Below are 13,065 nucleotides of genomic sequence, written 5' to 3' on the forward strand. Positions count from 1 at the left end.
GGCCACTTATTCCATTAGCTACTTGCTATTTACTACGTTCTTACCACGCTGGAGCAGGAAACTCTGTATCTCTGAGGCGAGATAGAATGATTTCCCGTTCTTTTCAACCGAGTAATATTTAATCTTGCCCTCTTGCCTGTAACGTGCCAGAGTTCTTTGTGACACACCAAGGAGTTCTGCCAGATCCACATTATCAAGCAGTTTATCCCCATTCATACATTCTTTCAGACGGTTCATCTGATCCAGTTTCTTTTCAATGCGGGCAAATCCCTCTACCATGGTTCCTATCAGTCTTTCGAGTATCTCATTATCTATATATGACATAATTCCAATATTATAAGTGAATAAATCGATACTCTTTTCGTGCGCACTCAAGAGTATATACTTATAGTAGTGAAAATAGTATGCCTAAATCTGAGATAAAGATTAATAAGTTTGCTAACCGCTGATAATCAGGTGCATAAAATTCATTACTTAATATTTAGTATAAACTAAAAGTGTAAACTATATAATAAAGAATTGGAAACCGGTTAACACAGGCACCAACAATGACATCTGATGCTACCTGACGACACCTAATGACAACATTTTGTATCATATACATATTCAAAATACATTTGTACAAACTCAACTTTTTTGGATATGGAAATCATTGGAATTGAAACAGCTACATATGAAAAGACATTAAAGGAAATTGAAAACTTCCTTGATACCATTGATAAATTGATAACAGCTTCTTCGCAGAAAACAATAGGGGAATGGTTGGATAACCAAGAAGTTTGTCTGATTCTCAAAATTTCTCCCAGAACATTACAGAATCTTAGAGATACAGACCAAATCTCTTATTCTCAAATTGGAAAAAAGATTTATTATAAAAAAGAAGATATTCAGAAGTTCATTGAAAAACACAACAGAAAATTATGAGCAAAGTAATTACCCAAGATAATGAGCAAGTTATTCAGATATACAATAGGTTAAAAGATACGCTAACAAGACTCGAAAATATTCTGAAGAGCAACAACCCAACACTTAATGGGCATAGATATATGAATGATGCAGAATTGGCAAATTACCTTAAAGTATCAAGACGCACTTTACAAGAATATAGAAATAATGGAATCTTATCCTATTATCAGATTGGAGGTAAAATTTTATATCGGGAATCTGATATAGAAGAACTTCTTGAGAAAAACAGACAGGAAGCATTCCGTTAAACATTTCTTGGAATTTTCGTTGATTTTCAAAGCAAAAATCCGTATCTTTGCAGTACTGACAAAGAGTTGTATATCAGTGCAGAACAAAGAAGTTCAATCGAGGTGAAATAGGTGGACTAAATGATAAACAGCAAGATAAGTAACTGATTATTAGCGATAAAAAAATATAAGGTTCCGCCCCCAAGCGGATCACCAGAAGAAAAGCCAAAAGGCGACAACAAAAAGACAAGTCCTACAAAATCAATATTTTGTAGGACTTTTTTTATTACCTTTTGGCTACCCTAACTGCCACGAAAAGGTCACTGACAGACAAAAAATAGTGGCTTATTCGTACCCCTGACAAAATCAAAATTTTATCACATCTGGACGATTGGCTTTACTATGTCAAACTTAAGGCCAAGAGCATTAACAATACGAAGGAACAAATTAACTCCTGGCTCTACAGTGCCATTCATTATTTTTGAGATATAAGACTTATTCGTTCCTACCCTTTTAGCCAGCTCACTTTGGGTTATTTTTTCTTGTTTGCGGGCTTCCTGTATAAGTTGCCCTATGCAATAAGAATATGCTTCTTGGCGGAATGCTTCACGCTCAGGAGATCCGACTTCGCCATACAATTTATCCAATACGGCATCCATACTATGTACATCTGGATTTGCTTGCATAATACTCTTTTTTTAGATTTAACGCTTTCTCTATTTCATTCTCGGGCGTTTTTGGATCAACGTAAAAATATGAGGGGTAAATTCGATAAAATCAAATCATTATCAGTTATGGAAACCAACGGTTATCGTTTCCTTCTTCCGGAAGGGACATTGGATTATTTCATCATCTCAGATATAAAGGAAAGTAGTACCGACATTGTCATTTTCCTGGAAGAGAAAAGGCCCAACTAATTAATAGTTGAGCCTTATAAGTCGGGGTACCAGGATTCGAACCTGGGACCCCCTGCTCCCAAAGCAGGTGCGCTAACCGGACTGCGCTACACCCCGTTTTGCTTTCATTGAGTGTTTGTTTGTTTCTCAATTGCGATGCAAAGGTACGACTTATTTTTGAACCTCCAAACTTTTGACCAACTTTTTTTGAAATACTTTCTATCATTCTTAGTAATAATCTATAAATCAGAAGAATAAAAAATATATTTATTTTCATGGAAAACTATCTTCTAATTTCAAGTGATATCACAGCTACCGGCTTACTCCGTCTTTCCATAATAGAAGTAGCACTTTCTTCAAGAAAAGGGCTGTGTTTTTCATTCGTTAGATTTGTCAAACTAACCAAATTTGTGTTTCTTTGTACATTCATTAAATCTAAAGTAACAATATGTCTTTAAACAAAGTTATTCTTATCGGAAATGTGGGAAAAGATCCGGATGTCCGTTACTTCGACAGCGGTGCTGCCATAGCCAGCTTCCCACTCGCCACCTCTGAAAGAGGATACACCTTAGCTAATGGAACTGTTATTCCTGAACGTACGGAGTGGCACAATATCGTAGTAAGAAGAGATTTAGTCTCTTTCGTTGAAAAATGGGTAAAAAAAGGCTCCGGTCTTTACGTAGAAGGGAAAATACGGACAAGAAACTATGATGACCAGAATGGCATCAAGCGCTATGTAACCGAAATCCATGCTGATCGTATTGAGTTTTACAACAATGGTTCGCGTCCTGCCGATTCATCAACAACGCAGGCAAGTACCAATACGGGAAACAATATGACTCAACCCGTACAACCTAACACCGGTTATCAGCAAGGAGGAACGACACTTCAGTCGCCCACTGCACCTTTTTCAGAATCAAATGAAGCGGATGACCTGCCATTTTGATCATGTTTAACTAAAACTGTATTCCTTGGACTCAGATTATATATCAGAATTATTCCGCCAGGTGAATGTGCAGGATTTGACAACAGGTCCTGCCATTGCCCTGGCACTGGCAATATTACTTTTATTTGCCTCTGGCTTCATTTCGGCCTCCGAAGTTGCTTTTTTCTCCTTAGAACCCAACGACATCAACCGGATCAAAGAAGGAAATCATCCTTCTGATTCCGTAATCCTCGATTTACTCAACAAATCCGAGTATCTGTTGGCGACCATCCTGATAGCCAATAATTTTGTCAACGTGGCCATTGTCATGTTATGTACGTATGGTATTAATGAATGGCTGGACTTCTCGAATGTACCCATGCTTGGATTTATCTTGGAAACAATTGTCCTGACATTTCTCTTGCTGCTATTCGGGGAGATCATGCCTAAAATATACGCAAAGCAAAATGCCTTGTCTTTCATCCATAAGGCTGCTCCTACCTTGCTGACTCTTCGCAAGTTCTGTAAACCTCTGGCTGCATTACTGGTTCATTCAACTTCTACTATCAACAAATCATTAGGCAAAAAGAAATATGATATTTCGGTAGACGAATTAAGCAAAGCTCTTGAACTGACTTCCAAAGCTATTCCGGAAGAAAAAGAGATGCTGGCTGAAATCATCAAGTTCTATAACAAGACTGCCGATGAGATCATGACTTCGCGCCTGGACATGGAAGATCTCGATATCAAGGCCAATTTCAAGGAAGTCATCGATACGATTATCAAATGCGGTTATTCACGTATTCCGGTTTATTCCGGAACGGAAGACAATATCAAAGGTATCTTGTACATCAAAGACCTCCTGCCCTATCTGGAAAAGCCTGAAACCTTCCGGTGGCAAAGTCTGATCAGACCGGCCTACTTTGTGCCCGAGACGAAAAAGATTGACGACCTGCTGGAAGAGTTCCGGACCAATAAAATACACATGGCCATCGTAGTGGATGAGTTTGGAGGTACTTCGGGTATCGTAACCATGGAAGATATTCTGGAAGAAATTGTCGGTGAAATTTCAGACGAATATGATGAGGATGAAAAACAGTACATCCGACTGGCCGACGGCAGTTATATCTTTGAAGCAAAAATCCAGCTTACGGATTTCTTCCGGGCTACTGATACGGATCCGGCCGACTTCGAAAAGATCACTGAAGAAGTGGAGACTTTGGCTGGATTACTGCTTGAAATCAAAGGAGACTTTCCACGTCGGCGGGAAGTTATTGAATACAAGAACTATCGTTTCCAAATATTGGAGATGGACAATCGCCGCATTCTGAAAGTAAAATTCAACCTGATCAATCCGGCAGAAGATGGCAAAGAAGAAGAGAAATAAGAGCGCGGTAACGGCCGCAGGACTGTATTTATCTTTGATTTTGCTGGCCGGTTGTACCAACTACAGCCCAAAGCCACGGGGATATTTTCGGATTGAACCGCAAAAGGCAGTTTATACGCCGTTGGAAATGCCAGACCTGCCCTATTCTTTCGAGTGTTCCCAAGAAGCGAAGGTTGATTCAACTGCCCTGAAGGAAAGAAAAGGATGGATGAACCTCATGTATCCCGAGCTGCATGCCACGATTTATTGCAGTTACGAGGAAGGAAAACCTGTTGAACAATTCCTGCAGGACAGTTATAAGCTGGTCGACAGGCAACAGCGCATCCAGGATATGCAAGAAAAAGTCTTCGAAAATCCGGAGAAACAGGTATATGGTTCGTTGTTCCTCTTAAAAGGAGACTGTATCTCTCCTATTCAGTTCCATCTGACAGACAGCACCAGTCATTTTTTCCGAGGCGCCGTGTATTACGCATTCGAACCAAAAGCCGATTCCATTGCTCCGGTTACCCAATATCTGATTCAGGATGTCATGCACCTGATGGAAACTTTTAATTGGAAAGAATAGATATGTCCGTTTTATCAATTGTACCGCCCGTTGGCATTTGGAAGATGGAAGAAACGACCGAAGAAATGTGGTATCTCCTCCAGCACCAAGCCTGGTATCAGCTGGAATTCAGTCGGCTTAAAGCGGAACAGCGCCAGAAGGAATGGCTCGCCACCCGCTTGTTGCTGAAAGAAATGCTCGGACACGAAGCCATTATTCATCATCATCCGAACGGAGCTCCTTTCCTATCTGAAACGGAAAAGAAGCAGATCAGTATCTCGCACACCAAAGATTTTGTTGCCATCATGCTAACAGATGTCACCCACATAGCAGGGATTGATATCGAATACCGGTCAGAGCGCGTCCGGAAAGTCAGAAGCCGGTTTCTCAATGCCGAAGAAGAACTATTCATTGATCCGGCTCACGAAACAGAACATCTGCTTATCTGCTGGTGTGCGAAAGAGACCTTATACAAAATAATAAACCGGCAGGAAGTGGACTCCTGCCGGCATTTACATATTCAGCCTTTCTCCTACGCAGAACAAGGCACACTGATTGCCTTCGATACCTGTAGTGAATCGCCCAAGCACGTTGTTCTTCAGTATCGCGTAGAGAAAGATTTCGTCATTACTTGGGTAAAGAATTCCTGATCAGCGCTGCCAGATTTCCCAAGCGGCAAAGGCTTGCAGCAGCAGCATCTCCAAACCATTCTTAACGACAGCACCCTGTTCCTTTCCTTTACGCATGAACAAGGTTTCATCCGGATTATAGAGTAAATCATACAACAGATGATCCGGTGTCAGTAATTCATACGGGATATTCGGACAAGCATCTACATTCGGAAACATGCCTAACGGAGTTGTATTGACAATAACCTTATACTGCTCCATGACTTCCGGAGTAATCTCTTCATACGTAATGCAATATTCCTTCTTGGTACGAGAAACGAAAGTAGAGCCAACGCCCAATTGCTTCAAACCCTGAGCTACAGCTTTGGAAGCACCTCCTGTTCCCAAAATCAAGGCTTTCGTGTGCTTTTCTGTCAGCAGTGGTTCAATAGACTGCTTGAAACCGATAATATCCGAATTATAACCCACCAGTTTGGTCTTTCCAAAAAGACCTTTCGTAAACTTGATCACGTTTACGGCGCCTATCAGACGGGCGTCTTCATCCAGATCATCCAAATACGGTATTACTTGTTCTTTATAAGGTATCGTCACATTCAGACCGTTCAGTTCCGGATTTTCTTTCAATACTTCTTTAAAGTCCTTAATCGTCGGAATTTCGAAATTAAGGTATCGGGCATCGATTTTCTCCGATTCAAACTTCTGGTTAAAGTAGTTGCAGGAAAAAGAATGTCCCAACGGATATCCTATCAAACCATACTTCTGCATAACTAATCTATTATTATTTAGTTCCTGTGTATAACGAACATATTCCGAAAGTTAAAGTACGCGCTTTCGCCTCTTTGTATCCGACTCTGGTTAACAAATCAGTCATTACCTTACCTTGCGGAACTACTTGTATTGACGCTGGTAAATAATCGTATGCAGCCTTTTCCTTCGAGACAAACCGACCGACCGTCGGGATGACCACCTTCGAATAAAGCTGATAAAGCTGCTTCATCGGCAATGATTCGGGTGTGGAAAGTTCGAGAATCATCAGGTGCCCTCCGGGTTTCGTTACCCGGTACATTTCCCGCAATCCTTTTTCTATGTCCTCGAAGTTCCGTACACCGAAGGCAGCCGTCACTGCATCAAATGTATTATCAGCAAATGTCAATGCGGTGCAATCCTGGTATTCGAATGAGACATGATCTTGCAAGCCGGCCTCTTTCACCTTCTGCCGTCCTACTTCCATCATACCTTCCGATATATCTGCACCGATAATTGTTTCTGCGTGCAGTTGTTTCTGCATCGCAATAGCCAAATCCCCAGTTCCCGTCGCAATATCCAAGATCTGCTTCGGTGAATAAGGGCGCAGAAAGTGAATCCCCTTTCTGCGCCACCCTTTATCAAAACCGAATGACAATGTATGGTTCAGCAAATCATATTTTCCGGCGATCGCGTCAAACATACGTCTGACCTGTACTCCTTTATGTTCATCCTGATTGTAGGGTAAAATCTTTTCCGAACCGTACTGTGTCATATCGTCATTTTCTTATCGTTTGTTCAAATATTCAGTTACATTCTTTTCGATACGCTGAGCCAGGTTATCGGTATCTTCCTTCACGAAAGTTTCACCGGTAATGTGTTCATACAACTCAATGTAACGATTGCTGATGCCTTCTACAATTTCAGGAGTCATTTCCGGAACTGTCTGTCCGGCCTTGCCCTGGAATCCGTTATCCATCAACCATTCACGAACGAATTCTTTTGAAAGCTGCTTCTGCGGTTCGCCTTTGGCAAAGCGGTCTTCGTATCCTTCCAGGTAGAAGTAACGAGAAGAGTCCGGTGTATGGATTTCGTCCATCAGATAGATTTCACCGTTGTGCTTACCGAATTCGTATTTGGTATCAACCAGAATCAAGCCGCGTTTTTCAGCGATTTCACTACCTCTCTTGAATAAAGCCAAAGTATATTTTTCCAACAAAGCATATTCTTCCGGTGTAGCCAAACCACGGGCCAGGATTTCTTCCTTCGAGATATCCTGATCGTGCTCTCCGATTTCAGCTTTGGTAGTCGGGGTAATGATCGGTTCCGGGAAACGCTGGTTCTCACGCATGCCTTCCGGAAGCTTTACGCCGCAGATTTCACGCACACCACTCTTGTAAGCACGCCAGGCGCTTCCGCACAAATAACCACGGACAATCATTTCTACCGGGAATCCTTCGCAACGTACACCGACTGTTACCATCGGATCGGGAGTAGCCAACTTCCAGTTCGGGCAAATATCCGTTGTTGCATCCAGGAACTTGGCAGCAATCTGGTTCAACATCTGTCCCTTGAACGGAATACCTTCAGGCAGAATAACGTCGAATGCCGAAATACGGTCGGTAGCTACCATGACCAGTAAATCGTCACCTACACTGTACACATCACGTACTTTACCATGATAAACACTCTTCTGACCTGGAAAGTGAAAATCTGTTTTTACTAAAGCTGTTTTCATAACTTAATCTATTTTATTTTCTGTATGACTTGTATCCTTTTTTGCAGCACGAAGCTTACTCTTGTCAAACTTGTCGTAAGCCTCCACAATACGCTGTACCAGCTTGTGCCGTACAATATCTTTCTTGTTGAATTCTACCCGTCCGATGCCCGGCACATTCTTCAACACGCCCATCGCTTCCTTCAATCCGGAAGTAACCGAGGCCGGCAAATCGATCTGTGTCATATCGCCCGTCACAATCATCTTGGCATTCATGCCGAGACGTGTCAGAAACATCTTGATCTGATGGGTGGTCGTGTTCTGGGCTTCGTCCAGGATAATGACGGCATCATTAAGGGTTCGCCCACGCATAAAAGCCAAAGGGGCAATCTGGATGACATTGTTTTCCATATATTCCTTCAGCTTGACAGCCGGAATCATATCTTGCAAGGCATCATAGAGCGGTTGCAAGTACGGATCGAGTTTGTCTTTCATCTCTCCGGGCAGGAATCCCAGCTTCTCTCCCGCTTCCACCGCCGGACGGCTCAGGATGATCTTGCGCACTTCCTTATTCTTCAGGGCTTTCACGGCAAGGGCTATGGCCACAAAGGTTTTTCCCGATCCGGCAGGCCCCGTCGCAAAGACCAGGTCGTTTTCCTCGAATGCCTTGACCAGCAGTTGCTGGTTTTCGGTCCGTGCGGTAATGGGTTTGCCATTCATCCCGTGGATAATCAGATTTTCCTGTTTGACTACGGTCGGTCCTTTTCCCTTAATAATGTCGATGATGACTTCCTCGCTCAGCGAGTTGAATTCTTCGCAGTACTTTTCAATTTCACGAATCTTCTTTAAAAACAGTTCCGATTCCTCTTCATCACCAATTACTTTCATCACGTTGCCTCTGGCCACAATCCGAAGTTTGGGAAACAGCGTCTTGATGAGCTGCATATTGCTGTTATTCACACCATAAAATATGACCGGATCAACCGTCTCAAGAATATAAATTCGTTCAATCATTCAGTTTTTATTTTAGTTAGAAAGAAATGCACGTTGCTTTCTTTTTTGAATAGGCAAAATTAAAAATAAATTTCCAAAATTAGTCGCTTCCGGATGGAATATTCCGTAGTGTCGCCGATGTGGTTCGGATAAGGATTTATGGCAGAGAAAGAAATAAGAGTTTTGGAAGAAAGAGAAGCAATTAGCATTTTTATAAGGAGACGCAGTGTTGCGTCAACCCATAGCGCAATTAAGCGAAAACACCGTTCGCAATTAAGCGAAGACATCGTTCGCAATGGGGCGAAGACCGCCTTCGCTTACTTAGTGGTTATTCAACTTTCAATGGCACCGGGCAAACAAGAATATGAGAATTTAGAATAAGGTATCAGCAAACGAGATACCTTATTCTTTATCAATCTTTAAAATGTATAACCGGCTGTGAGAGAAATCAGATTCTCGTGGACATTCTGATTGCGGTGATACAGATTCATCTCGTAGTTGAGGTTGATTGACAAATTCTTGGCATGGACCGAAAGACGAGAACTAAGCCCGGCGTCAAAACGGTCATACATCCACAGTTCATACGGCGAGTCGTATTGAATGTGTTGATAATCCTGTTTCTTTTCGTCGACCGAGAAACTATATTCATCAATTTGATGTTTACCGCTTATACCTAAAGCCACGTAACCGCCCACTGCCGCCGAGATGGCATACGTATCGTTGAGCTGCCACTTGTATTTAACCATTACGGGGAGTTGTAAATAGTCGCGGCGTGTATAGGTATCATCGGAGGTTACTTTCTTTAATGTCATCTCATCCGTCGGTTTCAACTCATCGTATAAACCCGTTGGAAAATCAAATCTGTCTCCTTTCTCATTCTGATAGGTGCTCCACACCAATGTATAATCATCCTTTTTTTGATAGAAATACAGACCGGACATTAATCCCCACCCGCTTTTTTGTTGATTGAAGAAATAATCAACTCCAACGCCTATCCGCGGAGAAATTGCAGCTTTCTCTTTTGAGTTTCCTTCTTTATAGATGCTCGTACCAACTTCAGGTGTTATTTGGATTTGAGCATAAATAGAAGTGGCCATGAATCCGACTAATGCCGCAATAACTAATCCTCTCATCTTACACATACATTTTTGTTTTAAAATTCGATGGCAAAAGAACAATTCTATCCGCATACAGCCAAAGTTTTCTGTATTTTTATACAGGACAAGGTATGTTTGATTATCAAGAAGTTAAAAGAAAGATGCAGGACAACGTATTCTTCTTCTTTCGTTAAGATCAGTTAGTTATCAAAGCGTTATCCCCATAAGGCTAAATGTTCGTACAATTTTTCTTCCGAACCGGTTATTTTCAGCTTCTGGCGGATACGCGTGCGGTTTTTATAGGGTGTATCAATGTTTACGTTTAAGAGGAAAGCCTCTTGCTTGGAGTCTAGTTGGAAAAACGACAGGTAGCAATATTTCTTTTCGGTCGGGGTAATACCGGCCAGAACCAGACGTTCGGACAAACTGGGATACATCGTGTCTATACATTTATAAAGGGCTTTCCAGTCTTTGTCAGTCAATAGTTCTTTATGATCGGGATTTGGTGTAGATACCGATTTTTGTATCTTCTTGTAGATAGTTGATTCCTGTAGTAAATATTGCCGTTGTTGAATATATTGCTGCTTCAGCATTTCCACTTCTTGTGCTTTCTGATCGTATTCACTTTGTTTCTGGCGTAGCTCTTCCTGATTGTCCTGTTGGGCAGCTTTTAGTTGGCGGGAAAGACTATCCAACGCCATTTGTTGTTCGAGCAAATGACTTTTCTGCTCCTGCAATTCATCAGCTTGCTGAGCTATTTTCAGATTCTTGCGGACAATTAATAATCGATAAGCTAAAGCCATACATAAAATAATCAATAAGGCAATGAGCAAAAGTTTGAATTGATTTGAACGGACTTCCCGCAGATGCATGTTCTCAGAAAGAACTCTTGTGTATGCGTACTTTTCTTCCAATCCTTGTATTTGTACTTTATTGCGAGCATCTAAAAGACTATAAGATGTATCCACATATTGCTCTAAAGCATCCAAAGCCCCTTGTAAACTGCCTTCTTCTTTGTTCAATAAAAAAGACAGATAGAACCAGTCAACAGGAACATGCTGATCGGAAGACAAATGAGAAATACGCTCCAGACATTTACGAGCGTCTTTTAAATTACTTTGTTCCAAATAAAGGTCAGCTAACGCCAAGTTATTGGGAACCCAACATGTTGAATCCAACTGAATCGCCCTTTTCAAATAAGATTCAGCAACTGGATATTCACCTTTTTCCCTATAAATATTCCCCAATCCGTTCAATGTGCCTACCCTATCCACAGAATCCCCATACAAAACCACCATCGAATCTGCACGTAGCATATACTTCAAAGCGATATCCAGCGAGTCTAGTAATGTATAATTCCGGCTGGCATCTATATATGCAATACCTTGGCTTCGATAGTTTTCGGCTTGCTGGAAATAACGGGAAGCCGTTAGGTATTTCTCGACAGCCTGCTGGTACATGCCTTGAAACTGATACACATCGCCCATATAACTGGAGATATAACCCGACTGGTTCGGCTTGTTTTCCAGAATACTTTGTTGCAGGGCTTCGGTGTAAGTCCGCAAGGCAGCTTCCTGATCCAGATCGTCCATATAGGTACGGCCTAAATAAAGGGCGGTTTGCAGTTGTTCATCTACTGTGCCGTGTCGTTTCACATACCGGTATGTCCGCTTCATTTGGGGCACATAGGGTAGCGGCGTGTCAATCGAATCGGCCAGTTGGCATAGCATAAGGCACCATCGGGCATTGACTTCTGGGCTTAATAATTCCGGATGGGCAACACTGTCTGTCAACAGGACATGAGCCGCCTCAGGATCAGACTGCATCAAAGGTGCTGCCTGTTCCATTTGCCGGATGGCGTTGCGGTCAGCTTCATTCGTGCAGCCTTGCATGATCCAGCCCAGAGTGATGACTAAAAGTGCCAGGAAGATTCTCATGGGCACAAAGATAGAAACTTTCTTTATCTATCTTAGTTTGTAAAACTTGAAAAACATTTTATCGTTCGAAATAACTTTTGGAGTGTAAACGCAACGTTGTGTCGAGTGTTAGCGCAATAGTGCGTCGGGTGTTAGCGTAACGTTGCGTCGAGTGTTAGCGCAATGGTGCGTCGGGTGTTAGCGCAATGGTGCGTCGGGCATCGACGCAATACTACGTCGACACCCAACGCTATGTAGCGTGGTTTTTATTCGACTTTCAATGTCACCGGACAAACCAGTGTGCGTGGATTTTTCAACATAGTGGATGTGTTTGAGAAATAGGTCTCAATCTCCAGCCGGTAATTGCCTGCCAATAAACCGGTCGGGAAGATGAAGATGATTTTCGACGGATCATTCACTCCTAATACTTTCACTTCTTCGGCTGATTCACTTTCATTATACAAGCGGAAATGGCCGATACCGCTACCATCCTCGTTGAGGCATTTGATCTTCGAGCCGGTAACTTCCACCATGCCGCCCGGTGTGACGGTTCCGTCGGTCTTACCGGTGGTGAGGTCTTTCACGCGGTCGATCTTCGCGCCGCCCAGTTCCTGCACGCTGTCAATGTAAAGCTTCACGCCGGCCAATCCATCTTTTACAATCTGGTTGACGGTTACATTCACCCCGCATTTCATGCCTTTGTCGTCCAGCACCTCTCCGTGCGAGTCGAACGAGCCGGTGATGGTGGGCGAGAAACGCACGTTCTCGGTCATGACCGGATAGCCGGAATAGAGGACGTGGCGGATCTTCTCTTCCACCAGCTTCATGATGCTGAGGATGGTATCCTCTCGATATTCAGTACGTTCGCGTACAATCTCTTTGGCGATGTACTCCAGCGACTTGGTATCACTGAATGTCTTGACGGAAGCGGTATAATCGTCCGTCCGTTCCGTAATCTTGTTTTCCCGCAGCTCCACGGGCCAAACATACTCTTGTTTTTTGTTTTCGTCAGCCATAATAGAAT

At 42.5% G+C, this 13,065-nt stretch carries 17 protein-coding genes and 1 tRNA gene; 8 read left to right on the top strand and 10 right to left on the bottom strand.

Features of this window, described 5'->3' with window-relative positions; all coding sequences use genetic code 11:
* Positions 1–18: 18 nt before the first annotated feature.
* Complete coding sequence (locus NEE14_RS05010) at positions 19–324, bottom strand: helix-turn-helix domain-containing protein (RefSeq protein ID WP_251966813.1); 306 nt, start codon at positions 322–324, stop codon at positions 19–21.
* A 318-nt stretch (positions 325–642) separates the two neighbouring features.
* Between NEE14_RS05010 and NEE14_RS05015 the strand changes: the two genes are divergently transcribed.
* Positions 643–924: a helix-turn-helix domain-containing protein gene (locus NEE14_RS05015; protein WP_004326371.1), complete on the top strand. Its 282-nt coding sequence runs from the start codon at positions 643–645 to the stop codon at positions 922–924.
* Positions 921–1,214 (top strand): helix-turn-helix domain-containing protein, encoded by a 294-nt coding sequence (locus NEE14_RS05020; RefSeq protein WP_072542224.1) that lies wholly within the window; start codon positions 921–923, stop codon positions 1,212–1,214. Before NEE14_RS05015 ends, NEE14_RS05020 begins: the two co-directional genes overlap by 4 nt.
* Before the next feature lie 356 nt (positions 1,215–1,570).
* Here NEE14_RS05020 and NEE14_RS05025 read toward each other — a convergent pair whose 3' ends face one another.
* A complete protein-coding gene (locus NEE14_RS05025) occupies positions 1,571–1,879 on the bottom strand; it encodes a helix-turn-helix domain-containing protein (RefSeq protein WP_251966814.1) in 309 nt (102 codons plus the stop codon).
* Between the two features lie 69 nt (positions 1,880–1,948).
* On the opposite strand from NEE14_RS05025, the gene NEE14_RS05030 reads away from it, so the two are divergent.
* Positions 1,949–2,110 (top strand): hypothetical protein, encoded by a 162-nt coding sequence (locus NEE14_RS05030; RefSeq protein WP_338578842.1) that lies wholly within the window; start codon positions 1,949–1,951, stop codon positions 2,108–2,110.
* Between the two features lie 21 nt (positions 2,111–2,131).
* Here NEE14_RS05030 and NEE14_RS05035 read toward each other — a convergent pair.
* Positions 2,132–2,206: transfer RNA gene (locus NEE14_RS05035), tRNA-Pro, on the bottom strand.
* Between the two features lie 331 nt (positions 2,207–2,537).
* Between NEE14_RS05035 and NEE14_RS05040 the strand changes: the two genes are divergently transcribed.
* The 4 genes from NEE14_RS05040 to NEE14_RS05055 are packed head-to-tail and all read left to right on the top strand — an operon-like array spanning position 2,538 to position 5,595.
* Positions 2,538–3,035 (top strand): single-stranded DNA-binding protein, encoded by a 498-nt coding sequence (locus tag NEE14_RS05040; RefSeq protein ID WP_251966815.1) that lies wholly within the window; start codon positions 2,538–2,540, stop codon positions 3,033–3,035.
* 25 nt (positions 3,036–3,060) lie between these two features.
* A complete protein-coding gene (gene gldE, locus NEE14_RS05045) occupies positions 3,061–4,401 on the top strand; it encodes a gliding motility-associated protein GldE (RefSeq protein ID WP_251966816.1) in 1,341 nt (446 codons plus the stop codon).
* Positions 4,379–4,966, top strand: a complete 588-nt coding sequence (locus tag NEE14_RS05050) for a gliding motility protein GldD (protein WP_251966817.1) — start codon at positions 4,379–4,381, stop codon at positions 4,964–4,966. Before gldE ends, NEE14_RS05050 begins: the two co-directional genes overlap by 23 nt.
* Before the next feature lie 2 nt (positions 4,967–4,968).
* Positions 4,969–5,595: a 4'-phosphopantetheinyl transferase family protein gene (locus tag NEE14_RS05055; protein WP_251966818.1), complete on the top strand. Its 627-nt coding sequence runs from the start codon at positions 4,969–4,971 to the stop codon at positions 5,593–5,595.
* Here NEE14_RS05055 and NEE14_RS05060 read toward each other — a convergent pair whose 3' ends face one another.
* Genes NEE14_RS05060 through NEE14_RS05075 form a run of 4 tightly spaced genes read right to left on the bottom strand, consistent with a single transcriptional unit; the run spans position 5,596 to position 9,049 of the window.
* On the bottom strand, positions 5,596–6,339 hold the full coding sequence (locus tag NEE14_RS05060; protein WP_251966819.1) for a shikimate dehydrogenase family protein: 744 nt from the start codon (positions 6,337–6,339) through the stop codon (positions 5,596–5,598).
* Between the two features lie 13 nt (positions 6,340–6,352).
* Positions 6,353–7,093 (bottom strand): bifunctional demethylmenaquinone methyltransferase/2-methoxy-6-polyprenyl-1,4-benzoquinol methylase UbiE, encoded by a 741-nt coding sequence (gene ubiE, locus NEE14_RS05065; RefSeq protein WP_251966820.1) that lies wholly within the window; start codon positions 7,091–7,093, stop codon positions 6,353–6,355.
* Between the two features lie 12 nt (positions 7,094–7,105).
* Complete coding sequence (locus tag NEE14_RS05070; protein ID WP_251966821.1) at positions 7,106–8,056, bottom strand: phosphoribosylaminoimidazolesuccinocarboxamide synthase; 951 nt, start codon at positions 8,054–8,056, stop codon at positions 7,106–7,108.
* A gap of 3 nt (positions 8,057–8,059) precedes the next feature.
* Positions 8,060–9,049, bottom strand: a complete 990-nt coding sequence (locus tag NEE14_RS05075; RefSeq protein ID WP_243324267.1) for a PhoH family protein — start codon at positions 9,047–9,049, stop codon at positions 8,060–8,062.
* Between the two features lie 138 nt (positions 9,050–9,187).
* Here NEE14_RS05075 and NEE14_RS05080 point away from each other — a divergent pair, with 138 nt between their 5' ends.
* Positions 9,188–9,409 carry a hypothetical protein gene (locus NEE14_RS05080; RefSeq protein ID WP_251966822.1) on the top strand — a complete coding sequence of 74 codons (222 nt, stop codon included), beginning with the start codon at positions 9,188–9,190 and terminating at the stop codon, positions 9,407–9,409.
* Between the two features lie 38 nt (positions 9,410–9,447).
* On the opposite strand, the gene NEE14_RS05085 is transcribed toward NEE14_RS05080, so the two are convergent.
* From NEE14_RS05085 to NEE14_RS05095, 3 genes are all read right to left on the bottom strand, one after another.
* Entirely contained in the window at positions 9,448–10,170 is a 723-nt protein-coding gene (locus tag NEE14_RS05085) for an outer membrane beta-barrel protein (protein WP_251966823.1), read from the bottom strand.
* Between the two features lie 170 nt (positions 10,171–10,340).
* Entirely contained in the window at positions 10,341–12,062 is a 1,722-nt protein-coding gene (locus NEE14_RS05090; RefSeq protein WP_251966918.1) for a tetratricopeptide repeat protein, read from the bottom strand.
* Between the two features lie 245 nt (positions 12,063–12,307).
* On the bottom strand, positions 12,308–13,057 hold the full coding sequence (locus NEE14_RS05095) for a DUF4469 domain-containing protein (RefSeq protein ID WP_251966824.1): 750 nt from the start codon (positions 13,055–13,057) through the stop codon (positions 12,308–12,310).
* Between the last annotated feature and the right edge of the window lie 8 nt (positions 13,058–13,065).

It is taken from the genome of Parabacteroides sp. AD58 (genome assembly GCF_023744375.2).
GTDB lineage: Bacteria > Bacteroidota > Bacteroidia > Bacteroidales > Tannerellaceae > Parabacteroides > Parabacteroides absconsus.

What these genes read in the sequence shown, in the direction of transcription:
- NEE14_RS05010 (WP_251966813.1), bottom strand. Translation starts at nt 324, where the DNA reads ATGTCATATATAGATAATGAGATACTCGAAAGACTGATAGGAACCATG.
- NEE14_RS05015 (WP_004326371.1), top strand. Translation starts at nt 643, where the DNA reads ATGGAAATCATTGGAATTGAAACAGCTACATATGAAAAGACATTAAAG.
- NEE14_RS05020 (WP_072542224.1), top strand. Translation starts at nt 921, where the DNA reads ATGAGCAAAGTAATTACCCAAGATAATGAGCAAGTTATTCAGATATAC.
- NEE14_RS05025 (WP_251966814.1), bottom strand. Translation starts at nt 1,879, where the DNA reads ATGCAAGCAAATCCAGATGTACATAGTATGGATGCCGTATTGGATAAA.
- NEE14_RS05030 (WP_338578842.1), top strand. Translation starts at nt 1,949, where the DNA reads ATGAGGGGTAAATTCGATAAAATCAAATCATTATCAGTTATGGAAACC.
- NEE14_RS05040 (WP_251966815.1), top strand. Translation starts at nt 2,538, where the DNA reads ATGTCTTTAAACAAAGTTATTCTTATCGGAAATGTGGGAAAAGATCCG.
- NEE14_RS05050 (WP_251966817.1), top strand. Translation starts at nt 4,379, where the DNA reads ATGGCAAAGAAGAAGAGAAATAAGAGCGCGGTAACGGCCGCAGGACTG.
- NEE14_RS05055 (WP_251966818.1), top strand. Translation starts at nt 4,969, where the DNA reads ATGTCCGTTTTATCAATTGTACCGCCCGTTGGCATTTGGAAGATGGAA.
- NEE14_RS05060 (WP_251966819.1), bottom strand. Translation starts at nt 6,339, where the DNA reads ATGCAGAAGTATGGTTTGATAGGATATCCGTTGGGACATTCTTTTTCC.
- ubiE (WP_251966820.1), bottom strand. Translation starts at nt 7,093, where the DNA reads ATGACACAGTACGGTTCGGAAAAGATTTTACCCTACAATCAGGATGAA.
- NEE14_RS05070 (WP_251966821.1), bottom strand. Translation starts at nt 8,056, where the DNA reads ATGAAAACAGCTTTAGTAAAAACAGATTTTCACTTTCCAGGTCAGAAG.
- NEE14_RS05075 (WP_243324267.1), bottom strand. Translation starts at nt 9,049, where the DNA reads ATGATTGAACGAATTTATATTCTTGAGACGGTTGATCCGGTCATATTT.
- NEE14_RS05080 (WP_251966822.1), top strand. Translation starts at nt 9,188, where the DNA reads ATGGCAGAGAAAGAAATAAGAGTTTTGGAAGAAAGAGAAGCAATTAGC.
- NEE14_RS05085 (WP_251966823.1), bottom strand. Translation starts at nt 10,170, where the DNA reads ATGTGTAAGATGAGAGGATTAGTTATTGCGGCATTAGTCGGATTCATG.
- NEE14_RS05090 (WP_251966918.1), bottom strand. Translation starts at nt 12,062, where the DNA reads ATGAGAATCTTCCTGGCACTTTTAGTCATCACTCTGGGCTGGATCATG.
- NEE14_RS05095 (WP_251966824.1), bottom strand. Translation starts at nt 13,057, where the DNA reads ATGGCTGACGAAAACAAAAAACAAGAGTATGTTTGGCCCGTGGAGCTG.